The 24,839-nt window shown below is 32.3% G+C and carries 25 protein-coding genes; 23 read left to right on the forward strand and 2 right to left on the reverse strand.

From position 1 onward, the window contains the following. The first annotated feature begins 11 nt into the window (after positions 1 to 11). The 23 genes from IGI52_RS00830 to IGI52_RS00940 all read left to right on the forward strand — a co-directional run bounded on the left by IGI52_RS00830 (position 12) and on the right by IGI52_RS00940 (position 21,896). Positions 12 to 1,136 (forward strand): AI-2E family transporter, encoded by a 1,125-nt coding sequence (locus tag IGI52_RS00830; protein ID WP_016180627.1) that lies wholly within the window; start codon positions 12 to 14, stop codon positions 1,134 to 1,136. 112 nt (positions 1,137 to 1,248) lie between these two features. After that, positions 1,249 to 2,625 carry a hemolysin family protein gene (locus tag IGI52_RS00835; RefSeq protein ID WP_127978766.1) on the forward strand — a complete coding sequence of 459 codons (1,377 nt, stop codon included), beginning with the start codon at positions 1,249 to 1,251 and terminating at the stop codon, positions 2,623 to 2,625. Between the two features lie 207 nt (positions 2,626 to 2,832). Then, complete coding sequence (locus IGI52_RS00840) at positions 2,833 to 4,410, forward strand: peptide chain release factor 3 (RefSeq protein WP_438780135.1); 1,578 nt, start codon at positions 2,833 to 2,835, stop codon at positions 4,408 to 4,410. Positions 4,411 to 4,600: 190 nt separating this feature from the next. Further along, complete coding sequence (locus tag IGI52_RS00845) at positions 4,601 to 5,491, forward strand: tyrosine-type recombinase/integrase (protein ID WP_438780136.1); 891 nt, start codon at positions 4,601 to 4,603, stop codon at positions 5,489 to 5,491. A 155-nt stretch (positions 5,492 to 5,646) separates the two neighbouring features. Next, complete coding sequence (locus IGI52_RS00850; RefSeq protein ID WP_438780137.1) at positions 5,647 to 6,669, forward strand: hypothetical protein; 1,023 nt, start codon at positions 5,647 to 5,649, stop codon at positions 6,667 to 6,669. Positions 6,670 to 7,195: 526 nt separating this feature from the next. Next, positions 7,196 to 7,834, forward strand: coding sequence for a hypothetical protein (locus IGI52_RS00855; protein ID WP_438780138.1), 639 nt, complete (start codon positions 7,196 to 7,198; stop codon positions 7,832 to 7,834). Between the two features lie 716 nt (positions 7,835 to 8,550). Next, positions 8,551 to 9,165, forward strand: a complete 615-nt coding sequence (locus IGI52_RS00860) for a recombinase family protein (protein ID WP_438780139.1) — start codon at positions 8,551 to 8,553, stop codon at positions 9,163 to 9,165. Between the two features lie 291 nt (positions 9,166 to 9,456). Next, positions 9,457 to 11,739, forward strand: coding sequence for a MucBP domain-containing protein (locus tag IGI52_RS00865; RefSeq protein ID WP_438780140.1), 2,283 nt, complete (start codon positions 9,457 to 9,459; stop codon positions 11,737 to 11,739). Between the two features lie 35 nt (positions 11,740 to 11,774). Next, positions 11,775 to 12,026 (forward strand): hypothetical protein, encoded by a 252-nt coding sequence (locus IGI52_RS00870; RefSeq protein WP_438780141.1) that lies wholly within the window; start codon positions 11,775 to 11,777, stop codon positions 12,024 to 12,026. 16 nt (positions 12,027 to 12,042) lie between these two features. After that, a complete protein-coding gene (locus IGI52_RS00875; protein WP_438780142.1) occupies positions 12,043 to 12,672 on the forward strand; it encodes a hypothetical protein in 630 nt (209 codons plus the stop codon). Positions 12,673 to 12,980: 308 nt separating this feature from the next. After that, on the forward strand, positions 12,981 to 13,124 hold the full coding sequence (locus IGI52_RS00880) for a hypothetical protein (RefSeq protein ID WP_438780143.1): 144 nt from the start codon (positions 12,981 to 12,983) through the stop codon (positions 13,122 to 13,124). A 56-nt stretch (positions 13,125 to 13,180) separates the two neighbouring features. Continuing rightward, on the forward strand, positions 13,181 to 13,696 hold the full coding sequence (locus IGI52_RS00885; protein ID WP_438780144.1) for a hypothetical protein: 516 nt from the start codon (positions 13,181 to 13,183) through the stop codon (positions 13,694 to 13,696). A 750-nt stretch (positions 13,697 to 14,446) separates the two neighbouring features. Next, on the forward strand, positions 14,447 to 15,235 hold the full coding sequence (locus IGI52_RS00890) for a TraX family protein (protein ID WP_438780145.1): 789 nt from the start codon (positions 14,447 to 14,449) through the stop codon (positions 15,233 to 15,235). 227 nt (positions 15,236 to 15,462) lie between these two features. Further along, positions 15,463 to 15,609: a hypothetical protein gene (locus IGI52_RS00895; RefSeq protein ID WP_438780146.1), complete on the forward strand. Its 147-nt coding sequence runs from the start codon at positions 15,463 to 15,465 to the stop codon at positions 15,607 to 15,609. 277 nt (positions 15,610 to 15,886) lie between these two features. Further along, on the forward strand, positions 15,887 to 16,189 hold the full coding sequence (locus tag IGI52_RS00900; RefSeq protein ID WP_438780147.1) for a winged helix-turn-helix transcriptional regulator: 303 nt from the start codon (positions 15,887 to 15,889) through the stop codon (positions 16,187 to 16,189). Then, positions 16,161 to 16,523, forward strand: coding sequence for a hypothetical protein (locus tag IGI52_RS00905; RefSeq protein WP_438780148.1), 363 nt, complete (start codon positions 16,161 to 16,163; stop codon positions 16,521 to 16,523). The genes IGI52_RS00900 and IGI52_RS00905 overlap by 29 nt, the downstream gene beginning before the upstream one ends. A 4-nt stretch (positions 16,524 to 16,527) precedes the next feature. After that, the gene (locus IGI52_RS00910; RefSeq protein WP_438780149.1) at positions 16,528 to 16,917 is read left to right on the forward strand and encodes a hypothetical protein; all 390 of its coding nucleotides are present in this window, start codon (positions 16,528 to 16,530) and stop codon (positions 16,915 to 16,917) included. 211 nt (positions 16,918 to 17,128) lie between these two features. Next, the gene (locus IGI52_RS00915) at positions 17,129 to 17,746 is read left to right on the forward strand and encodes a recombinase family protein (protein WP_438780150.1); all 618 of its coding nucleotides are present in this window, start codon (positions 17,129 to 17,131) and stop codon (positions 17,744 to 17,746) included. An 87-nt stretch (positions 17,747 to 17,833) separates the two neighbouring features. Next, entirely contained in the window at positions 17,834 to 18,442 is a 609-nt protein-coding gene (locus tag IGI52_RS00920) for a site-specific DNA-methyltransferase (RefSeq protein ID WP_438780151.1), read from the forward strand. Positions 18,443 to 18,444: 2 nt separating this feature from the next. Then, complete coding sequence (locus IGI52_RS00925) at positions 18,445 to 19,662, forward strand: DUF3883 domain-containing protein (protein WP_438780152.1); 1,218 nt, start codon at positions 18,445 to 18,447, stop codon at positions 19,660 to 19,662. Between the two features lie 455 nt (positions 19,663 to 20,117). Further along, entirely contained in the window at positions 20,118 to 20,495 is a 378-nt protein-coding gene (locus IGI52_RS00930) for a hypothetical protein (RefSeq protein WP_438780153.1), read from the forward strand. Positions 20,496 to 20,722: 227 nt separating this feature from the next. Beyond that, positions 20,723 to 21,259: a hypothetical protein gene (locus IGI52_RS00935; protein ID WP_438780154.1), complete on the forward strand. Its 537-nt coding sequence runs from the start codon at positions 20,723 to 20,725 to the stop codon at positions 21,257 to 21,259. Continuing rightward, positions 21,192 to 21,896 (forward strand): hypothetical protein, encoded by a 705-nt coding sequence (locus IGI52_RS00940; protein ID WP_438780155.1) that lies wholly within the window; start codon positions 21,192 to 21,194, stop codon positions 21,894 to 21,896. The genes IGI52_RS00935 and IGI52_RS00940 overlap by 68 nt, the downstream gene beginning before the upstream one ends. A 26-nt stretch (positions 21,897 to 21,922) precedes the next feature. Here IGI52_RS00940 and IGI52_RS00945 read toward each other — a convergent pair whose 3' ends face one another. Continuing rightward, positions 21,923 to 22,219 carry a DUF1827 family protein gene (locus IGI52_RS00945; RefSeq protein WP_016180631.1) on the reverse strand — a complete coding sequence of 99 codons (297 nt, stop codon included), beginning with the start codon at positions 22,217 to 22,219 and terminating at the stop codon, positions 21,923 to 21,925. Positions 22,220 to 22,367: 148 nt separating this feature from the next. Further along, a complete protein-coding gene (locus IGI52_RS00950; protein WP_070557921.1) occupies positions 22,368 to 24,587 on the reverse strand; it encodes an ATP-dependent Clp protease ATP-binding subunit in 2,220 nt (739 codons plus the stop codon). Positions 24,588 to 24,839 lie beyond the last annotated feature (252 nt).

A 24,839-nucleotide genomic window follows, 5' to 3' on the forward strand; every position in this document is an offset into this window, starting at 1 on the left:
GGAGTAGATGAATGTTTGAGAAAATTAAAAATTCAAAATTAATGTTCTGGTCGGTTGAACTATTGATTATTGCCACATTGATTTTGGTTTCTTCAAAAATTGATTTTGTTTTTCAGCCGATAGGCACATTTTTTACTACATTGTTCGCGCCGATTTTAATTGCAGGCTTTTTGTATTACTTATTGAATCCTTTAGTGAACTTACTAATGAAAATGGGTGTCAAGCGCTTAGCGGCAATTGCATTAATCTTTATTTTACTGATTGGAATGATCGTGCTGATTTTTATGAGTATCATCCCTAATCTAGTTGAGCAGCTAGTTTCCTTAGCTAGGAATATTCCAGGATTTATCAGTAATATGCAAACTTGGTTGCAAGAATTGGCTAATAATGCGACACGTTTTCCGCTATTTAAAGAATTAGACGTTGACAAGTACATTAGCAATCTAGATGTCTCAGCAGGAAGCATAATCCAGCAGTCGTTAACGGGCGTGACAAACGGGTTAGGTTCAGTGATAGGCAAGATTACAACGATAGTCTTATTACTCGTCACGGTTCCCTTCATTTTATTTTATATGTTGAAGGACGGCGAAAAATTAGTTCCCAATATTGAACGTCTTTTCCCAGAAAAGCAAAGAGAAAATATCAAAGGACTCTTGCAGCAGTTAAATAAAACCTTGTCTGATTATATTAGCGGACAAGCAATCGAGTGTTTATTTGTGGGAACATTTACGTTTCTAGGTTATCTGCTGATTGGCGTGGACTATGCGTTCTTATTTGGAGTAATCGCAGGATTGACGAATTTGATTCCTTATTTGGGACCGTATTTAGGATTGGCCCCCGCATTGATCTACACATTTTTTGATTCGCCAACAAGAGCCTTACTCTGTATAGTGGTTGTAATTATTGTGCAGCAGATTGATGGGAATGTAATCTATCCGAATGTAATTGGAAAATCGTTGAATATTCATCCACTAACGATTATTTTGATTTTGTTAGTAGCCGGAAATCTTTCTGGCATATTAGGTGTCTTTTTAGGTGTTCCTGTTTATGCTATTTTACGCACATTAGTTGTTTTTGTGGTTAAAATAGTTAAACAAAGCAAACAAGAAGAACGAGAGCAAGAATTTTTAAGTTAGCAAATCGCTCTTTATTCGGAAAAGATTGCATAAAAAGAAGCGATGTGATACGATTTTATCGTGGCCTTTGTGCCACTTTTTTTACACTTAAAAATAAGGAGCGAATGCAATTATGAATGCTGACCCCGATAGTCAGTCGTTAATTTTACAACTAGGTTTATTAGTAATTTTGACGTTAATCAACGGATTTTTAGCTGCAGCTGAAATTTCGGTGGTATCGGTCAATAAAAACCGAGTAGAACAAAAGGCGGATGAAGGAAACCCAAAATCAAAAAGATTATTAGAGGTTATTGAAAGTCCGAATAATTTCTTATCAACGATCCAAGTTGGGATTACTTTAGTCAACATCTTGTCAGGGGCCTCCTTGGCTGATAGCTTGTCTGCTCGTTTGACGCCTTTATTAGGCGGAAGTGCGATTGCGCGGACAGCTTCTGCGGCGATCGTTATGATATTATTGACCTATGTATCAATTGTATTTGGAGAATTATATCCCAAACGAATTGCTATGACCAAGACCGAGGAAGTCGCACAATTTACCTCTGGCGTGGTTCGCAAATTAGGAGTAATCACAAAACCTTTCGTTTGGTTGTTAACGGCTTCAACAAACTTATTGGCAAAGATTACGCCGATGAAGTTTGATGATGAAGACACTAGAATGACCCGTGACGAGATGCGTTATATGTTAGAAAATGAAGGTGTGCTGGACAACGACGAGATCGAGATGCTGCAAGGTGTCTTTTCATTAGACACAAAGGTCGCTCGCGAAGTGATGGTTCCTCGAACAGATTCCTTCATGATAGATATCAATGATCCGGTATTGGAAAGCATTGATGAGATTTTGAATGAAAGCTATTCACGAATTCCAGTATATGATGATGATAAGGATAAAGTTGTAGGGATTTTACACACTAAAACCTTATTGAAGGCAGCCCGCCAATTCGGTTTTGAAAATGTCAATTTACAAAAGATTTTACAAGAACCGCTATTTGTACCAGAAACCATTTTCATTGATGATTTATTATATGAGTTGAAGAAAACCCAAAATCAAATGTCGATTCTACTTGACGAGTATGGTGGTATGGTAGGATTAGTCACATTAGAAGATTTGCTTGAGGAAATCGTTGGAGAAATTGATGATGAATCTGATGAAGTTGAGAAGCTTTATGAAAAAGTCGCGGACAACGAATACTTGATCAATGGGAAGATGCTGATTGACGAGTTCAACGAAGAGTTTGGCTTGAACTTGCATATGAGTGATGTCGATACGATGGCAGGATATCTGATCACAGCTTTGGGAACAATTCCTGATCAAGGGGAAAAGCTTTCATTTGATGTTGACGATTTGACTTTGATCTCAGAAGAAATGGAAGGATCTCGTGTTTTGACCTTGCGTGCAATTTTCCATCCGGAAGAACATGAGAATGCTGAACCAGAAGAAGAACGTCGCCTATTTACTAAGGATTTTGAGGATGACGAGCCTCGTCGTTAGATAAATGATAACTAAACAGGTCTTAATCTCTTATTCGGAGATTAAGACCTGTTTTTTTCAAAACTGCTTTTTCCTAGATTTTTAAAAATGCCTGATAATGTATGCGTTAGGCAACATTTAAGAATGAGCGATTCAACTTTCCAATAGAGTAAAATCCATGCTATACTGATTGGGTTGAAATTTGAAAGAGATGAATGGAGCAATAGAATGAATAATCCTAATTTAAAACAACAAGTGGACAGCCGTCGTACCTTCGCGATTATTTCCCATCCGGATGCTGGTAAGACGACCATCACTGAACAACTATTATTATTCGGCGGAGCGATTCGCCAGGCGGGAACAGTTAAAGGGAAAAAAACTGGAAATTTTGCGAAATCTGACTGGATGGATATTGAAAAGCAACGGGGAATCTCAGTGACGAGTTCTGTGATGCAGTTTGATTTTGAGGGAAAACGAGTAAACATTTTAGATACACCAGGGCATGAAGACTTCTCTGAGGATACCTACCGTACATTAATGGCAGTCGACAGTGCCGTAATGGTTATTGATAGCGCAAAAGGGATCGAGGCACAAACGAAAAAGCTTTTCCAAGTTGTTAAGCGTCGAGGAATTCCGATTTTTACTTTTATTAATAAGCTGGACCGCGATGGCCGCGAACCATTAGATTTATTAGAAGAGCTGGAGGAGTTATTAGATATAGAGTCTTATCCTATGAATTGGCCGATAGGTATGGGAAAGGGCTTAGAAGGAATTTACGATATCTATAACGAACGAATTGAATTTTATCGCCCTGAACAATATGAAGGAGAACAATTTGTAAAGTTGACGGATGGTGAAATCACTGGGGAACATCCCTTGAAAGAGAAATCAATTTATGAAGATGTGATCGGTGAAGTGGAATTAGTTCGAGAAGCTGGAGATCAATTTAATCTTGAGAAAATTCAACGAGGAGATCAAACCCCTGTCTTCTTTGGTTCTGCATTAACCAATTTTGGTGTTGAAACATTTTTGGAAACATTCGTTGATCTTGCACCGAAACCGCATGCTCATAAAACAGAAGAAGGAGAGGCAGTCTCTCCTTATGAAGAAGAGTTCTCTGGATTTGTTTTCAAAATTCAAGCTAACATGAATCCAAATCATCGTGATCGGATTGCTTTTGTTCGGGTATGCTCGGGTACTTTTGAACGTGGGATGGATGTAACCCTTGGTCGCACCGGTAAAAAAATGAAATTAAGTAACGTTACCCAATTTATGGCGGATGCTCGTGAAAATGTCGAGGAAGCTGTTGCCGGCGATATTATTGGAGTCTATGATACAGGAAACTATCAAATCGGGGATACTTTATACGAAGGAAAACTGAAAGTCGCTTACGAAGAGCTGCCATCTTTTACGCCTGAATTATTTATGAAGGTTACTGCTAAAAATGTGATGAAACAAAAATCCTTCCACAAGGGAATTTATCAATTGGTTCAAGAAGGTGCGATCCAGCTGTATAAAACCTATTTAACAGACGAGTATATTATCGGCGCCGTGGGGCAGTTACAGTTTGAAGTGTTCCAACACCGTATGCTAAATGAATACAATGCGGAAGTAGTTATGACACCGATGGGTAACAAAATCGCTCGTTGGATTGATCCAGAACAATTAGACGAACGAATGAGCTCAAGCCGCAATATTTTGGCGAAAGATCGTTTCGATCAACCACTATTCTTATTCGAAAATCAATTTGCGATGCGCTGGTTTGCGGATAAATATCCGGATGTTGAATTGAAGAGTTTGATGTAATAATGGCTTTATACCAACGTTTTCAGAGTGTTTTTCACTATGTTTTAGAATATGCAGTTTTACTTTGCGTTGGTTTCTAGAAGACACTTTATGTCAAATTAATGGAACTTTTCACAGAATAGCAAGAGAAGTTTGCGTTGAGAATAATCTTTCTTTTATCAAAAATAGATAGAAGGAAGGTTATTTTTTTATGGAATGGGAAGAAATTATAGAAGAATTTTGCTTGGATATTACTATTAAAAATTTTTCTAAAGTAACTGTTAAGAACTATAAGTGTAAATTGGGAAACATGGCTGACTTCTTTATTGGCAAAGGTATTAAACCATTAGGGCTAAAAAAGGCACATGTTAAAGAATTAATACTTGACCTTCAAGCCAAAAATTATCAAGCTACAACTATCAATATTACTGTTAGTAGATTAAAGAAAATGTATGATTACATGTTGGAAGAAGAATACATTGGTGAAAATCCATGCCTTATAAAACAGCTAAAAACCCAACAAAAATTAATCCACCCTTTAACTGATGATGAGATTAAGAAAATTTTAGTTGCAGCAAAGAAACACAAATATCCATTATTGGCACAAAGAAATTTAGTCATAATAATGTTAATGTTGGACGGCGGCTTGAGAGTATCAGAAGTAGTTACTTTAAATGAATCAGATATTTTAACTAATCAACTAGTTATTAGAAACTCAAAGAATAATAAGGATAGGGCAGTAGTGTTAAGCCCAATAATGAAAAAAGAAATCATAAGGTACCAAAGAATAAAAAAGAAAAGATACTATGGTAAAGATAAAGATGCCTTTATTGTCAGCTACAAGCAACGCAGATTAAATGAAAAGGCTATTTGGCAAATGTTAAGAGAAATAACCAAAATGGCTGGAACAAGAAATATGAACCCTCATTTGCTGAGGCATACGTATGCTTCTATGCAGTTAAAAAATGGACTGGACATTTTCACACTTTCTTTAAATATGGGACATAGTGAAATTTCTACGACGCAAGAATATTTAAAATCATTAAAAAGTGAAGATTTTTTGGAAAAATCATTACAGACAAGTACATTAATGAATCTATGACTTCTTTATAATGTGAAAAGATAATTTAGTGAAAGTATGTCAGCGAATTTTCTATTTTTAAAGGCTGTTCAATAGAGCAGTCTTCTTTTTATATTCTTTTAAGCAATAATTGATGTTATTATTTATAGTAAGAAAAAAGTTGTTTGGAGGATGGTATGAATATTTCTGATGTGGAGTATGCTACTTTGAATGAATTGTTAGAGAATTTATCCAATGAGAGAATTTCTTCTAAAAAAATGTTTTGCAGGGTTTTTCATGATTTGGCTATATTGACTAATAGTTATGATAAAGATTGCCCAAATATTTTGATAGCAGGGATTGAAGATATTCAAAAATTCTATAAAAAGATGTATTGGAGAAACTACTATTTTTACTTGTTTAGCTTTATTTATTTTGATTTTAAGCAAGAGGGGTTTCATGAAGTAGAAAAAACTTTTAGAAACAATTTAGAAAATGAAGATATTGGAGATATTGATGATGTGATAGAAGAACTAGAAGAATATGAACTTGAAGTGAGGGAACATAATTCTAATCTAAAAAAAACTGACAAAAAATACATGGATGATTATTTGCTTTTTAGAATGCATTTTTTAACATTAGCTATATATAAGGCGTTTATTGATTCATTCAAAGAATATAGCATCTTGTGTTCCAGCAGCTCAAATTTTAACGAAGTCATGGATATAAAGTTGCTAGAAAAGAAGTTGGATATCCGCAAACATGAAATTGTTCAAAAAAATAGAATAGTTATGATGTACTTAACATATCACAGAGCATCAAATAAATCTCATACAACTAGGGTCAGGAACTATCAAACCGCTGTTTTGAAGCAACAAAAAAGAACACATCAATTTTCAAATGATATGGCTCGAATAGTCATGAGCAATTATTATCAAATGAAACACTATGATTCTAAATTGAAGGTAGATGATTTTTTAAAAAGTGAAGGAGCTTGTAGTACAAAAAGAAGAACTTTTTTTAAGTACAAGAAATACTATGATATTAAGTTTGGAAAAAATGTCTGGGATAAAAACACAGAAGAAAAAGCTTATGAAAAGTACTTGATTGAGCTAGAGAAAAATCCAAATTTGGTTATTGATGTTGAACTATGCAAGCGTATAAATGTAGGACAAAAAGCATTAAAAAGACAGATAAAAAAAGAAGATGAAAAAATTTAAAGAAATCGCCATATCCTCAATCGCTGTAAAAAAAGTGTAAATGCTTGTGGGGAAAAGCTGTAAAACATTAAATCATCGATGTATTTTTTGACTCATAATAAAGCTTTTTTATCCTGCTAACAGCAAACCAATCATATTGTTATCTTCATTGTTAATGAATGATTGGTATGAAGATATTTGTTCTGAAAATTATCGTTATCTAAAAAGTCCTGTATGAGCCTTTCAGAGCATTTTCAAATTTAGGGTACATTTATACCAAAACAACTAGAAAAACTCTTAGAGAGCTTCTCATCCCCTTTTAAAACTATTCTACATTATTTATGAGTCAGACATTAAAGACTACTTAAGTTACCTTTCAAACTTTGTTTTAAAATTACAAGTGAATTTTATCTGTATTACATTTAGCTTCTACGAAAAACTGTTCTAATTATTCTAAATACAGTTAGATTAGTATTCAAAATATACATTTTTTTGACAGGAAACTATGCAATAGTATTAAGATAACAAATTGAAAGGAGGATGAAGAATGAAATATTATGTACATAACTATATAAATTTTTTAGGAAATAACGAACTGGAACTTTATCACAAAACATTCTTTTACAAAGGTAAAAGCAAAAGAGTGTCAAAAACAGGAAGAAGCAAGACTTCCTATTTTAAAAATTATTCCTTATCTGATAAAAACGAAGAATTGAAGGTATATTTCCACGCAATAGATTGGTCTTTAGACAAAATATTTATGGACACTTTTAACAGAAAAGGTGAAAAAAATAATTTGGGAAAAGAAAACATTATTCTTACTTCTGCTGACCATATTCTTATTTCTGTTGGAAATAAAGAAGCAGTTGAAATTTTAAATAATTGGAACAATAAAAAATATAGATGTGAAGATAATCTTGTAAATAGAGAATTTTTCAAAGTAGTCAGAACTATTAATAAAATTAGACGAAGGAAAAAAATTGGGATTTCATTTGAATATATTGCAGATTCTAAGAATGAAGCTGCTAATTTGGTTTCAAGGTATGATTTTCTCTATAATAGAAGAGTTCTTTTGAAGCGAAAAGAACGGATATCCATAACAGATGAGAGAAAACAAGAATTAGAAAATAAAAAATTCCGCTTAACTAATGAGCAACTCAAAAATTTTGACTTTTTAAAAATTTAAAATAAAAAGTATACTTTACTTTTAATTGGCTTGAATGAAATAACCGCACGGTTGAGCCTTGTTTTTCGTTTCTATAAAATAACTAAAAATACTTGACAAATCATGCTATATGCTATAGAATAAAAGCAAGGGCAGATGCAACTTCCTCTATATACACATACTATTTATTACTATATCCAGTCCTATATTACTTATTCCATATATATTATTCTTACTTCCTATTCCATACTACTAATACTAATTGAAGATAATAAACCTAACTGAAACAATTAGACAGAATAAAGAGAAGAAAGGTCTTAGGTGTTATCTCTATAAACGTTATAGTATCAACGATATTCAGTAATCATAAACATAATACAACATCAATACCCGAACGCCGAATTTTTAATATTATGGTAAAAAAGTGCAAGAGGTTGAAAATAAAAATTGATAGGATATCTTTCTTATAAGATAAGCCTATTTTTTATATCTTCAATTACTGTTATTATGTATTATTCTATCTATAAACATTGCTGTTATAGGATTTATAGAGTGTTCAATAGTTTCAAACTCATGCACTTTATATTTTTTGATTTTAAAATAGAATACTTATGCCAGAGATATTCCTATATTTAGAGTAGGAGTATCTTTTTTTAGTTCGAATGATGAAATAAATTTTTATCTGAAAGAATTAAAATAAGTAGATTACAAAATTTTTTAATTAGGAGATGAAGTTTATGGAGAAATTAAAAGAATATAAGATAGGTTATGCTAGGGTATCAAAAACAGATGATACGCAAAATGATTCATTGATGGAGCAAGTAAAATTATTAAAAGAAAAAGGTTGTGAAAAAATATATTTTGAAAAAGCAAGTGGTGGAAAAGATGATAGAGTAGAATTCCATAAAGCTATCAAAAAAGCTAAAATGTTATCTAAGAATTATCAAGTAAGCTTAGTTTGTTATAGATTAGACCGTTTGGCAAGAAGCCCGAGACTTATTTTAAATGTATTAGAGGATTTGGAAGAAAAAAATATCAACATTATATCTCTTTCAGAAGGATTAGATTCAAATTATGCTACAGGGAAAATGATGATTCAAATGTTAAGCATTATGAGCAATTGGGAGTTAAATTCTATAAAAGATAGGGTACGAGTTGGTGTTGAAAATGCAAGAAAACGAGGAGTTCGATTAGGAAGACCGCCTAAACTAAATAAATCTAAGATTAATCAAGTAATCCGCCTATACCAACTGAATTCATTGACAGTTAAAGAGATAGCTGCACGTTGTTCAATTTCAGAAAGTTCTTGTTATAGCATACTAAAGCAAGCTAAAATCAGCAGAAGAAGATAATTTAGGAAGAACATATTGAAGAAAAACAAAAAAATGGTATTATTAAATCATAAGTTATTTTAATGAACCAAATCATCAAATATCAAATGATTTTTGGAGTACATACATAAAAAAATATACATATCTAAGAAGCTTGCTATTATTGAATTTCCAATAAAGTAAGTTTCTTTTTTTGCTAAAAAAACCTAACTTTTCCAATCATTTGATAATTGTAGTTTATGGTTATTAAAATACTTGTTTATGTTGGCTTAAATACAAAGGACGTGTGATCAACGAAAGGAGTTTGTTTATTTGAAGAAGAAAAAAATATTGGCTGGATTAGGTTTAGGAATGTTATGTGCTACTACTTTTGCATTTGTAGATGAAGCAGATGCTGCAAAGAATATGCACCGTTTATACAACAAGGTAAATCATGAACATCTTTACACAGCAAATGCAAATGAAAAAAACATGTTAGTAAAACTAAAAGATTGGAATTATGAAGGAATTGCATGGACTGCACCGGATATTGGAACAGATGTATATCGAGTATATAATCCAAATAGTGGTGAACATCATTATACAATGAATCCAGGTGAAAGAAACCATTTAATCAAACTGGGATGGAAAAACGAAGGAGTAGGTTGGAAGTCTGATACTTATAAAGGACAAGCATTATACCGTCTATACAATCCTGCAGCTGGTGTAGGAAGTCATCATTATACAAAAGATACAAATGAACGAAAACACTTACTTAAAGTAGGATGGAAGAATGAAAATATTGGTTGGTACGGAATGAACCCAAACCAACAGTTGAATATTACAATAGTTCATAAAGGAAATGATAATAAGATATTAAATAAACAAGTGGTAAAAGTAAAACGTGATAATAACTATACTGCAAAAAGTAAAAATTTCAGCGGATATACCCTTAAAGGTTCAAGTAGCCAAAAAGTAAAAGCAGATGGAAATAAAACAGTTACTTTTACTTACAACAAAAATGCAGTTAAACCACCATTAGTACAAAAATTTACTATTACAACAGTCCACAAGGGTTCAGATGGAAAAGAATTGAAGAAAACAACTACAAGCATTGAAAAAGGCAAGTCATTTACAGCAAAAGCAGAAACATTTTCAGGATACACATTGAAAGGCAATGCTACACAAACAGTAACAGTCAATGGAAACAAAACAATTACCTTTAATTATACGAAGAATGCAGTACCTATTCAAAAATTCAAAGTATCTATACAATATAAGGAAAAAGGCGGCAAGTTATTAACAGCTACTATTGATACAGCAACAGTAGAAAAAGGGAAGCAATATACAGCAACAGCAAGAACGTTTTCAGGTTATAAAGTAGAGGGAAGCAAAACACAAACAATAACAGTAAATAGAGATACAACTATCACCTTTAATTATCTAAAAGATGCTGTTAAGGTTGATAAAACAGCTTTAATTGCCTATTACAATGACTTAGTCAAAAATACTGTTTTAGCTGATTACACTAGAGATTCTCAGGTCAATTTTAACCAATCAACTAGTTCAATCAAGGTCTATTACATCGATAAAGCAGATGTGACTCAAAAAGATGTGGATGCTGCATTAGCCAATTTAAAGACATTAAAATCCAAACTTGTATATATCAAAACATTGAAGATAAAAATTGATGAAGCAAATAAAATCATTAAGGGTAATAAAACAGATGCCTCTTGGTCAGCATTCCAATCAGCTTTAACTAATGCAAAAACTATTTATGGGAAAGCTAATGCAACACAATTAGAAGTGGATGGGGCTTTATCTAAATTGAATACTTCTATTGCTAATTTGAAAGATAAACCAGCAGTTGTTGTAAACAAGACAGCATTACAACAAGCCATAAACAAAGCTACTGCAATCAGTAAAGGGAACTATACAGATACAAGTTGGAACAACTTACAAACTGTCCTAACAAATTCAAAGAACACTTATAATAATGCTAATGCGACCCAAGCGCAGGTAGACCAAGCCACAACAGTGTTAAATCAAGCTATCAATAATTTGCAGGTAAAACCTACTGAGGATTTAAATGCAATTCAAAACCAAGTAAACCAATCTGCACTAACACAATGGAACCAACATAGAGCAAGTTATGGAAAAACTCAGGTAAGTAATCAAGCAACACTTCAAGCAGGAGCAAATCTACGTGCAAGAGAAATAGCACAAGTATATGACCATTACCGACCTTCAGGATATGATTCTATAGATGGAGAAGATAAAAATGGTAATTTTGGGAATACTTTATCAGAAGAAATTGGGTATATTGTACAAAGACCACACCCAAGTATTCCAAATGCTATGTTAGTAAGTAGGGATATTGTGGGAGAATGTATTGCAAAAGTTTATGATGTAGATATTGCTTGGATTAAAGCAAATGGAGCAACATACGCAATTCAAAGTTGGAAAAATTCATCTGCACACAATAATATTATGCTAACAGATGGAAGTACACGTAAATACAACCAAGGTTCAATAGGTACATTTATAGAAGATAATGGAAATGGAACATACAATGTGTATTATGTCTTGCTGTTAGGGTATGACACTAATTTATAGAAGGATAAAGTAGTACAATAGAAGGGAAGAGTATTATGGCATTTAGAGTAGAAGAATTTGCAGCTGCAATTAATCAATCAAACTTACTTTTAGAAAAAGGAAAGCTTGTTATTATCAATAATCGAGGGATTAGAGAAGAATACACTTCAGAAAGTGAGATTGTTGGCAAAGGGACAGTAGGATTTTATAGTGATAGAATCATCTGGACAGAAAATGGTAAAGAAGTAAGTAAGAATATTTCAGTTATCAAGTCAGCAAATGGAATACCAACAAACCAGTATAAATAAAAGAAGGCAGGAGAATATGGGATTATTTGACGTATTAAAAATTTTATCAAAAAATAAAAATGCACCAGATAGTGAACAAATCTTATTGTATAAAGATAAGATTGGTGAATTAGAGAAACAGCTACCAAATAAGAACATTTCTAAAGTTTTACTGACTAAGTGTGACTTGAACTTCAGTGTTTCCATTACAGAAAATGAGTTGGCAATTTATGTAAGTGTTGGAAACAATAGTTCTTCTACCAGCTTAGATTCATTTGATTCATCCATCAATGAATTTAATGATACTGAATTATTCAACTTTATTGAGCAATCAATAAAAGGCTATGAAGAAACTTCTATCAAAGATTTATTTTGTGTAGATGAAAGCTTTGGTGGAATGGGAATCCACATTGATTTTGATGATGCAAAAGAGGAAACATTGGTTGTAGAATTATTTTATTTTGCTAAATCAAAAGTTGATGCGCATAATTTCAAGTACAATGAGTATGATACAGAGCTGAATGAAATAGAGCTATCCAAAGAGAACCAATTGCTTATAGAAAACATTTTAGATAAAGTTGAGCAAAATAATTATTCTATTACTCATCCAATCAATAAAGAAATTGGCGAATACTATGAAAACTATCTAAAAGACAAGCTTAATTAAATAATGTAGACACTCCAATAAAAGGAGTGTCTATTTTTATGAAAACAAAAAACAAGCTATATTCCATTTCAAATATTTCATGCTTTAGAATAAGTACATAAATTTTTAGAGGAGTATTTAAGTAAAATTGATCCAGATGAAAATTTTTATTTAGCTAAAAATGTACAATAAATGCTATAAAACAGGCGGAATTAATATGAAGTACAAAAATGTTGAAAAGCTGATAATAATTTCAAGATTTAAAAAGAATCAGATGTTATAGTTAACTTAGTAACAAAAACAACTAGAAAATAAGTGAGGAGGAATACATGAATAAGAAAGATATGAAGATTATTAAATCAGTAATAGAATTAATGAAAGAAAACAATTATGAGTTAAATGCAGCAAGCCAAAGAGATTACAATGAATACATAGTCTCAGTTTTACAGAAAATTATTAGCAGTGAGGATTAATACATATGGAACACGATTAATAGGAAAAATTTAAAGCCAAAAAAAGGGGATAGTCAATGAAAGTATACGTTAAGGCAGTTTTAAACACAGAGGATAGGATTCAATACATAGTGAAAGCAGTTGAAGATAACAGAGTGAGGGGCTATTCAGTATCTAAGAATAGAGAATTTACATATTTAAGAAACAAAGAAACAACTGAAATACTAGCAGCATTTGAAGCAATAAATTACGCGTTTTGGTGGTTAAAAGGAAAAGGATGGACCAAAAAAATTAAAATTTATACAGATGTTGACGCCATTCCTGGTTACTTTTTCAGAAAAAGTTGTTATAAAGTATCAGGAATTAGTGTTATAGACAAAAAATTTTATTCATTTAAAAAATCACGAAAAGATTTTGAAACAGTACTAATTGAATATAGTGAAGATATCGAAGAGGTTTTAAAAATACAACTTGCCAAAATTGACAGAAAAGAAATTCCAGAAAAAAAGAAAACGGGAGAACCAGCCAAGCGAGTCAAGTTTACTGAAGAAGAGACAAATAAATTTATAGCAGAGTTAGAAGCATTGAAATAATATGCTTTTTCTTTGTTCCTAAAAATAGAAGTTGCTTGGATCAAAATAGGGCTTTGTTGAGGCTTCAAAATAAAGTTCCGGTAATTTACCGGAAAAATGTCGGAAAATTCCGGTAGTGAGAAAAACCTTAAATATTTTGGGAAAAGAACGCTCAAGAACATTTACTACTGTAAAGGGGGATGCTGTTTTATGGCGGCACGTTGTTTCTAAAATATTAAAAAGAAAAGGGATATTTTTTTTATGCAATTTGTAGTATCCTTTTAAGGAATAGGGTGTTATAAATTGAAATAGCACAAATTGGAGATGAAGATATTGTATAGGAAATTTTTTGAAAGTGGATTATATAAGTGGGCACATTTTATATTAATAATAGGCATTTTGATTGGAATGGGATTCACTGAGAAATATCCAAATTCAGTATGGTATATTTTAATATTGTGTTCGTTTGGATTGAATGTTATGTTATCTTTTCTCAAATATATGAGTTTTAAGAAATGATTTGTGCTGCTAATAATGGAAACAATATCTAAGATGTCATAATACAATGTGAGTTATAGTAAATAAATCTGACTGGCAGTATGTAAACTTGTCTTTTGTGAAATATAAATTTTTCACATGATTAAAGAATAATCAAGCATAAAAATTGACCATTGTTTTGTATAAGGATAAAGTTAACATGTAACTGGGATGGAGTTTTTGCTTTATAGCATTAATTATTTTGACAAAATGTGAACTGACTGGAGACGTATTATGAAAAAAGGATTGACAGGTTTTCAAATAAAAATTATTGGAGTAATAACAATGGTATTTGACCATGTGGGAGAGTTTATTATGGTTGCTCCAACCTGGTTTCATTGGATAGGGCGGGTTACAGCACCAATATTTCTTTTTGAGAGTTCAGAAGGATTTGTTCATACAAGTAATAGAAAAAAATATATGATGAGATTGCTGATAGGATTTTGGGGTATGGGCATATTAACTACTATACTTAATAAATATTTTGCAGCGGAAAATCAGGCTATTGTGAATAATATTTTTTCTACACTTTTTCTAGGAACAGTATACATGCAAGCTTGTGAGTATTTTAAAATAGGATTTAAAAATAAACAGATTAAGGTAATTGGTAAAGGACTGCTATTCTTTTTAACCCCTATACTTACGACTATCGGAATAATTATTTTAATGTCAGGAAATATCCAATCTCATTTAACATTTTTTAAGTTATATGTATTGCTTATTCCTAATCTAGCAATAGTGGAAGGTGGTTTCCTCTTTGTAGTGTTAGCAGTTCTGTTTTATCTTTTTCATGGACACAAGGTTGGGCAAATTATTTCACTTATTGTTATTGGAGGAATTAGTTTGTTTGCCAATGGATTAGATGCAGCATTTACTACTAATTATCAATGGATGATGATTTTTGCTTCAATTCCAATAATTTTATATAATGGGGAAAAAGGAAAGGGAATGCGAAATTTCTTCTATTTCTTTTATCCAATTCATATTGCAGTACTAGCAATCATAGGGTTTTATATAAATTAAGTTTAATAAGCATCATGTGAATCACTTAATCAGCTTTTTAGCCAGCTGATTAAGTGATTTTTTTTTGCATGAAATAGTTGACTGTTTAGATTTAATAAAAGGAACGAATTTGAAAAGTGTGAAATGGGTCAAAAAAAATATACGGTAGACAAAATTGTTGAAAAAAATTTTAGATTGAAAGTAATTTATTATAAAAGTAAGATGCATTAAATTAGGAGGTAGTAAGGATGAAGATAACAGAAAAAGAAAAGAAGACTATAAAAAAATTGGTAGAAAGCTTAGAAAAAAGTGATTTTTTAGTACCAAAAATGTTGGAAATAAAAGTAAACAGATTTACAGTAGAAATTTTCAAAAAAATATTGGAGGAGGGATAAAATTAGGACAAAAGGTTGTATGTGAGATGGATGGAATGTAGGAACTTTATGTCCTATAGATTCAACTCTCTATGAACAAGAATGTATGTAGATGAAAATAAAAATACAAAGAAAAATGATGATGAAAAGTAGAAATTTTTATCCTTATTTACAAAATCTCATCCTCAATCTCATCATTTGAATTTTTAAAAACAACTTTTTGTCCATAGATAAAATGAACCTTTTGTTCAATTAATGATAAAAAAATTTATGGACAAAAGGTTAGGAGGCTGAGGCAATGAATGAAGATAGTTTAAAAAAAATTGGATTTGATGAATTTGATGTAGGTATGCAAGTAATGGCGGAATTTAAGAGGGTATCTAAAAATCAAGAAATTATCAAGGGGATGGAACATACAGTAAAAGTTATTGGTAGACCAAGAAAGATAACAAAGCAACAATTATTGAAAGCATACGGTTTGTGGGAAAAGGGAAAACTAACACAAAAAGAAGTAGCCAGAGAATTAGGTGTTTCAATAAGAACAATAAATAGAAATTTTAAGAAATTGGAGAGTGAAGATAATAGTATACATAGAAAATAAATTAACCAAAGAGGAAGTAAAAGAAATTATAGAGAGTTTGAATCAAAAGGACAGTGATATTGCCGAAGCAGTAGAATATTTTGTAGAACACTTGAAAAATTCAGAATTAAAAGGATTTAAATTAAGTTATTCGAATAAAAATGTTGGTGAATATTTTCATCACTTAAATATTTATGTAAAACAAGAGAAAATAGAGAAGAATTATACATATGATTTTCCGTTATGTTTAGAAGAATTTTTTCAAGGGAAAGAAGATTTTTTAAACTGGTATGAAGAGGAAATTTGTTATGTAATAAATGAATTGTTAGAAGATGAATTGAGAGGAGAGGATTAAAAAAATGAGATTAGAAGAAAAGATGGATATTATACTTGCAGAGTTGAAGGAAATGAAGGTAGAAAATGACAGAAGAGAAATAAATTTAATGTTAGAAAAATCAAGAATGAAAGTGGAGTGGATTTTAAGAGGGTATCTTGCAGGAATAGAAAATAAAGCAGATTGGAAATTAAACTTAATAGATTTTTCAATGAAGTTGCATACAAAGGAACAAAAAATAGATATTTATTTAGATGTGCACCACAATTCGAAAAAAGAAAATTTTAGTTTTGACACCTTGTATAGCTTTTCTATCAGTGATTTCAATACATACAATTTCTATGAAAAAAGATTTTTAGAGAAACTGTTAGAAAAATTGAAGCAAACGAACGTTCTAGAGCTTAGCTTAAAGTAGTTCATATAATAGAAATCTGGAGGAGTGACATGTATTGGATTAGAGTGGCGGTTGTCACTCTTTTTCAAGATATGAAATGGTCAGTTAGAGGGGGAGCTACATTAACAAACTGAAGTTTGAAGAAGAGTTTGTTATTAATGGATTTATGGAATTTTTAACAGTGGTCAAGCAAGATGGTCAAATTTAAATGAAAAGAGGGAGATGATAATAAATGAGTAATGTGGCATATATGCGCGTGTCTACAAAGGAATTGAATATTGAGAATCAAAAACAAGTTTTAGAAAAATATGACATAGACAAATGGTTTTCTGATGATGGAATTTCTGGTAAATCAATGGAGAACCGTGAAGGATTAAATAAATTATTAAATTATGTTAGGGAAGGCGATTTTATTTACATAGTTTCATTAGATAGATTGGCTCGCAATCAAAAGGACCAAGAAAAAATAAGTGCTGAGATAACCATAAAGGGCGCTACAATAGTTCCCTTGGATTTGATGGAAATGCTGGGATATAAGGAAGTTCCAGATAATGGAGGACTTAAATTTATATGGGATATGATGAATGTGGTCAAGCGATACACAGCGGAACAAGAAAGGAAAGATATGTTGCGAAGACAAAGAGAAGGAATCTTGAGGGCGAAAGCCGAAGGAAAATACAAAGGGACTTTGCCAAGATATCGCAGCAATACAAATAATAAAAAGGACCTTTTAATTTTTAATGAAGTAATTAAGCGATTGTATAGGAAGGAGCCAATGCTGAGAATTGCAAGTGAACTAGGAATTTCTAGAAATACAGTGAAAGAAATAAAAAATCGTGAGAATATTTAATGTTACAACATTTAATATGATAGTGAAGTTTAAAACTGGTAAAATGGAGAAGATAAAATAATTTGCCAAGGAGTTTGACAATTTTTAATGGAAACAAAATTAATGAAACAAATTAAAGAAGTCCTGAATGATTTTCCTAAATATTGGGATGGTGAAGAATTACAACGTACAATCGTTATTGAAGACCTAAAAAGATATGACGCAATACTGATTTCATCACTACTTAGAAACAAAAAAATCAAAGAAGTATATAGTGTTCAAGCTGGAGATGTGGTCATTTTCAAAGTACAGGAATTTATTGACCTATTAAGATACAAAGATTATTGGGCAGACAGTTACACAAAATATTCAAATACAATTGGCTTATCAAGTGAAGGAAAATACTTACAATATAATACAGATGTAGTATTAGATTTCCCCTACAAAGACTGTGTTCTTGAAGGTGGCATGGCTAAAGAGGATGCTGGAAAAGAAGAAATTTTTTATAATGAGATTATTGCAAGAGATGAGATTGATACCCTTTTGGCACCAAAAGCATTTGTGAATGTAAAAAAATATGATTCTGATGGAGAACATGGGATTGATTCTTTTAATGATGAGGATAATCTGATTATAAAAGGTAATAATTTATTGGCTTTACATTCCTTGAAAGGACGATATGCGGGGAAAATCAAATTAGTAAATGTAGGAGAGTAAATATGAAATTAGAAAATTTCGAGGAATACATTCTGAAGTTCATTAATGAAGATAAGTATAATAATGAGTACAAACGTGCTTATACAAATTCAGTTGAAGCATTTCAAAATGATTATAATGCAAATGTTTTAAAAAATTTGACGGCAGAACAAATGGTTTATGGTAATAAAGATAAGGGACTGTATCATAGATTAAAAGAAGAAACTAAAGTCATTGGTTCAATTGATGTAAGAAGTTCGAATTATGGAGTATTCAAAAAGGATGGGAAAATATATCCTAATCCTAAATTTGGAAACACTATAGAAAAAGCTGCTCAGAATTTTAGAGATAATATGTTTGATATTTTAGATTCCTCTTTAGATTGTGACGAATCAAGAATAATAGAAAATCCTCTTCCTAAAACCTTAAAGTACAAATTGGCATCAATTTATAATTCTGCATACTTTTTGCCTATATATTCAGTACATCATGTAAATTTCTTTCTGGAATGTCTAGGATATTCTGCATTGGGTAAAAATCAAAAAGATTATTTTAAAGGAGTACACTTATTATTAGATGAAAAGAATTCGAATTCCATTACAAAGAATTGGTCAAATCATAAGTATGCAAGAGTACTTTACTATATGTTTGATAGTCCAAAAAAAAATGGAAAACAGGGGGAAGTATTTAAAACCAATGAAGGGCTTGCAATAATATCTACGGATAAATACATGGGAAAAGAAATTATCCATGTTGAGTCACATTTAGTAGATGCAGAAGAAAGAGTATTTAAATTTAATCCTAATACTAGAGGAAAAACTAAAGATTTTGAAAAAGAGCAAAGAAAGAATATTATAAATGGAGATATTGCAGAAGAAAAAGTTATTGAGTTTGAAAAACAAAGATTGTTAAAACTGGATAGAAATTATGATGTTTCAAAAATTGAGAAAGTATCTGAGAAAAATTATTCTGCAGGTTTTGACATAAAGAGTTTTAATGAAAATGGTTCTGAAAGATATATTGAGGTGAAATCAACTGTTACTAATAACCTATCTTTCAATTTGTCAATCAATGAATTTTTAGCAGGAAAGTATTATAAAGAAAATTATTGGGTTTATTTTGTATGCCTTGAAAATGAAAATATTGAGATTAGAACCATAAATAATCCTTTTTCAGAAGAGAATCTGAAGAAGTTAGACATACAACCAATTAATTTTCAAGTCAATATGAAATTTGAATAAGGGAGTAATTTTGGTATTAACTCCATGTCAATTTTTTATGGAAGAGATTTTTTAGTGGGAACAATCAACATGTATATTCCTCCTTGAGGTTTAACTAAATTGTATCATATGATGAATTTGGGAATTCTAAAATTGATAAATCTATTTTGAATTTATCTGTAATATTAAAACAAATATATAATAGAAGCTTCTTACCAAATGAATCAATGTTATGTCAAAATTTAATTCATAATTTCACAGAAAAATTATCGTACTTTGCGTTGGTTCCTAGCAATTTTTGGTTGATAAAAAATCTTACTGATGTTAAGCTTAACGTCGATAAAAGATTGATATAACAACGTTTACACAACCATTGTTCCTTTTTGAAAACCAATTTGCAATGCGTTGGTTTGCAGATAAGTATCCAGATGTAGAATTGAAGAGCTTGATGTAAAAAGATTAGAAAGGGATTTTTGATGCAAAAACTAAAAAGTGATACGACTTTTGCTTTAAAAAAAGTGATACGACCAAGTAATTTATTCTGGTTAATTATTTTGATCGTGTTAACGATGTTTCGCCTAATGTTGAGCATAAAATCCCCCTATTTTATCAATTTATTTGCTGGTTATGATGATCAATTATTTATTCATTACAGTGAAGAATTATTAAAGGGAAATTGGCTAGGTGAATATTCAACAAAAACCTTATCTAAGGGAGTATCTTATTCGTTTTTCATGGTTTGGGCTAATAAGCTACACCTGTCGTATGGATTTCTTTTGGGTCTGTTCAATATATTCGCTAGTTCGATAGCAGCAATCGCTTTACGACCATTACTAAAAATCGGTGGATTCTAACGTTTGTTTATACATTCTTTTTATATTCACCAGTGACTTTTACGAGTGAATATAGCACTAGAATTTATCGGAATACGCTCGTGGTTCCGGCTGTTTTATTAGTAGTTGGTTGCCTTATTGGATTATATTTTAGAAGAAATGGAAAGCTAAAACCGTTTATTTTGTGGTCTCTGGGCTTATCAATAATTTTTTCTTTTTATTGGTATATACGAGAAGATTCATTATGGTTGTTACCGTTAGCGAGTGTCGGTTTATTGATTATTGCCGGCTCTGTCATTTTTGAAAATGATTCTAGCTTCAAAATCAAAAATATCCGTATAGCTATCAAAAAATTCTACTTTACGAAAAGGCAATTGGCTAAGTTAATTTTTTGTGTGTTACCCTTCGTTTTGCTTTTTTCTACAACAAAGTTACTTGAAAAAATAAACGAAGAGCATTATGGAATCGCCGTGGTTAATGACCGGACAGGTGGAGCTTTTGCCAATGTCTCAAAGCAGTTAATTCGCATGGATGATGGGACAAATTTGAATCAAACGAACAGCAAGGTCTGGGTATCAAAAAAAGCATTGAAAAAGGCTGAAGCGGCTTCACCGACACTTAAATCAATCGAAAAAAATATTGACTGGATTTATCAAGGAAGTCCTTGGAGCGGTGGCGAAGATATCGCTGGCGATATCGTCTTTTGGGCATTAAGAGATGCTGCAGATCAGGCTGGGTATTATAAGGACGGAAAAAAAAACAGAACGATTTTGGGAAAAAGTTGACACAGAATTAGCCAAAGCATACAAAAATGGACAAATTAAAGAGAAAAAAGAGATTTATCTTACTGCTACGGGAGACGGCAAATTAATGAAAGACCTGCCATCAGTAGGGGATTTCATGCAAAGCGGTTTGAAGTATAATCTTTTTTACAAAAACTATGGTCAGGGATCAGACACAACCCTTGGGCCAAAAGAGGATGTAGCTAAAGCAGAAAAATTACTAAATCAATCTTTTGCTGAAAACTGGCAAGATGTGAATAAGCCTTGTTCTGAGCCGGTTAAAATTACAAATTCTGCAAAGTTATCTAATCGTATCATTCAAATTTATCGTGATTTAAATCTAATTTGGTTAGTTTTATGTGGATTTGGGGTTTTAATAATCTTAGTGGGCAGCCTTTTTTCAAAGGCACAGTTAAAAATTTTTCGCGGATTGTTATTGCTCTTACTAGGATTAACATTGTCATATTTAATTTTTATTATTGGTGTTTCATGGTTTTGCTCTTGGGCACCAGAACGTAAGGATATGTTTATGATGATTTATACAGGGGCAGGTGTGCCAGTGATTCAATGGATTGAAATTTTGGCCTTTGTAGGAATTCTACAATTACCGATTATTGCTAAGAGAATCAACAAAAAATAGTTGAAGCTAAGTTTTTTTAGCTCCAACTATTTTTTATTGATCGACATTTCAATTAAACCAGGGGACTCCAAGTAAGAGATATTTGCGAAATCATAAGTTCCCTTGTCTAGTTTTCTTTTAAAATATTTATGTACAAAATCAACTTCTGATGGCAGGATGTTTCGATTATCGTTTTTTAATACAATTTCGGCATGCTTATAGGCATCTGTATAAATCACAGTCGTATTGCCGATGGTATAGACTTTAATCATGTTTGCATCAGTGTTTTCCAGTTGATTATAAACCAATTGCGAATGACTATTGGTCACGTTAATAAGTTTCATCCTGAAACACCTTCTTCCTAAACCTTACTCCATAATGTAATTATATAAGAAAGATTAAGAAAAAAGAAGGATGTTGCTCACTTTTATTAGAATATTTGAAAAATTTGGTAAAAAGGAAAGGATTCTCGCGAGAGAGAATCCTTTCCTTTTAAACTTTATCTTCTTTGGCTAAGCGTTCAGGCTTTGACGTGATCACAATATGATCTTCTTTATCAAGCTTTGCTTTTAGATCGGTAATCGTTGGATGATCTAAATAGAATTCAGCGATTCCGTCTTCGATATTTTCTTGAATCGTCCGACGTAATGGACGAGCTCCCATTGCAGGATCATAGCCAAGATCTACTAATTTTTCTTTGACATTATCTGGTACATCAATATGAAGTTTTTGCGAAGCCAACATTTCGTTGACATCATCTAGCATAAGCGAAACGATTTTCATCAAGTTTTCTTTTGACAGTGAGCTGAACTCGATGATACCGTCAAAACGGTTTAAGAACTCAGGAGCAAAGAAGTCTTTTAGTTGACCCAAAACAGAGCGGGTAGTTCCTTCTCTTGCAGCTCCGAAACCGACATTGGCTTCGATCTTGCCAGTTCCAGCGTTACTAGTCATGATAATAATCGTGTCCTTAAAGCTGACTGTTCGACCTTGAGAATCAGTTAAACGTCCATCATCAAGAATTTGCAAGAACATATGAAGTACATCAGGATGTGCCTTTTCTATTTCATCTAGTAAGATTAAACTGTAGGGATGACGACGAACTTGCTCGGTCAATTGTCCAGCTTCTTCGTATCCAACATAACCTGGAGGAGAACCGATCAATTTAGAGACACTGTGTTTTTCCATATATTCACTCATATCAAAGCGAATCATGGAATCACTAGAGCCAAATAGTTCTTCAGCTAGTTGACGAGCCAGCTCAGTTTTACCAACACCAGTAGGTCCAACAAACAGGAAAGAACCAATTGGACGATTTTTCTTATTCAAACCGACACGATTACGACGAATAGCTTTGGCTACTTTATCGACTGCTTCATCTTGTCCAATAACGTGTTGCTTCAAGTCGACGGCAAGATTCTTCAATTGTGTTTGTTCTTTTTCTTTAAGTTCGCCCACTGGAATGCCAGTCCGTTTTTCAACGATCTGCTCCATGTCCTTTTCAGAGATGACCGGTGTTTCTTCATCCGTCAATTGACGATCTTTCATTTTTTGCAATTTATTGATTTGATCACGGTAGTAAGCGGCTTTTTCAAAATCTTCTTCTTGAGAAGCTTGTGATTTTTGTTGTTCAGCTTCCGCTAATTTCTTGTCAATCGTCTTTGGATCGACGATTTGAATCGTTAAGTTTTTCTTTGAACCTGTTTCATCTAGCAAATCAATGGCTTTATCCGGTAAGAAGCGGTCTTGAATGTAACGATTTGAAAGCTCAGCTGCTGCTTTGATAGCATCATCCGTATATTTTACATGATGATAATCTTCATAGCGTGGCTGTAAACCCTTCAAAATTTCGATCGTTTCTTGAACAGATGGTTCTTCCACTCGAACAGGTTGCATCCGACGTTCTAGCGCCGCATCTTTTTCAATGATTCTGTATTCGTTTAACGTGGTGGCGCCAACCATCTGCAATTCGCCACGAGCTAAAGCAGGTTTTAAGATATTACCAGCGTCCATGTTGCCATCTCCGGCGGCACCCGCACCAACAATTTCATGTACTTCATCGATGAAGAGGATAATATTTTCAGCTTGACGTATTTCTTCGATCAATTTCTGCATCCGTTCTTCAAATTGACCACGGATTCCAGTACCTTGAACAAGCGAAGCAACATCCAAACGGATAACATCCTTGTCCATTAATTTTTGTGGTACATCGCCGTCAACGATTTTTTGAGCCAATCCTTCAACAACCGCTGTTTTACCAACACCGGGTTCTCCGATAAGAACCGGATTGTTTTTTGTCCGGCGATTTAAAATTTCGATGACGCGTTGAATTTCATCGTCTCGACCAACGACTGGATCGATATTTCCTTCACGAGCCAATCCTGTGATATTAATTCCGTATTCACCTAATAGACCGCCACCATTATTCCGGGGTGGTTGATTGTTAATACCATTTCCGCCACCGAATTGGGTAGGTGGTGTTTGATCCGCAGCTCCTTGACGCTGTTGCATTTGTTGAGACATAGAGCGGAACAAGTCATCTAAACTTCCAAAACCAAAAGGATCATTTCCTGCCATTTGCGGCGCACCTCCAGCTTGATTCTTCAATTTTTGATAGCAATTTTGACAATAATCTAATTGCTTTCGTTGACCATTGACATTTGCATATAAATGAATCGTTGCTTCATTTTCATGACAATTTTGGCAAAGCATTTTTTTCACCCTTTCAACAGTTAATTGTTTCTTCCATTGTACATCGAGTAAGCGAATCTCGTAAAAAGATACGCTGATCAGTTGTTTGACTTTTACTGACCTTAAGAATAATTATAGCGAGAATCTCAATAAATGCAAACAGTTTGTTTCATTTTTTAGCAGACAGAGATATAGAGTGCTAAAATGAATGGACAATTACTTTTTTCACAAGTCATAGTTGTTATGTAAAAAAGATGAAAACAAGAATAATAA

The organism is Enterococcus sp. DIV0187, from assembly GCF_051713785.1.
Classification (GTDB): Bacteria; Bacillota; Bacilli; order Lactobacillales; family Enterococcaceae; genus Enterococcus_A; species Enterococcus_A avium.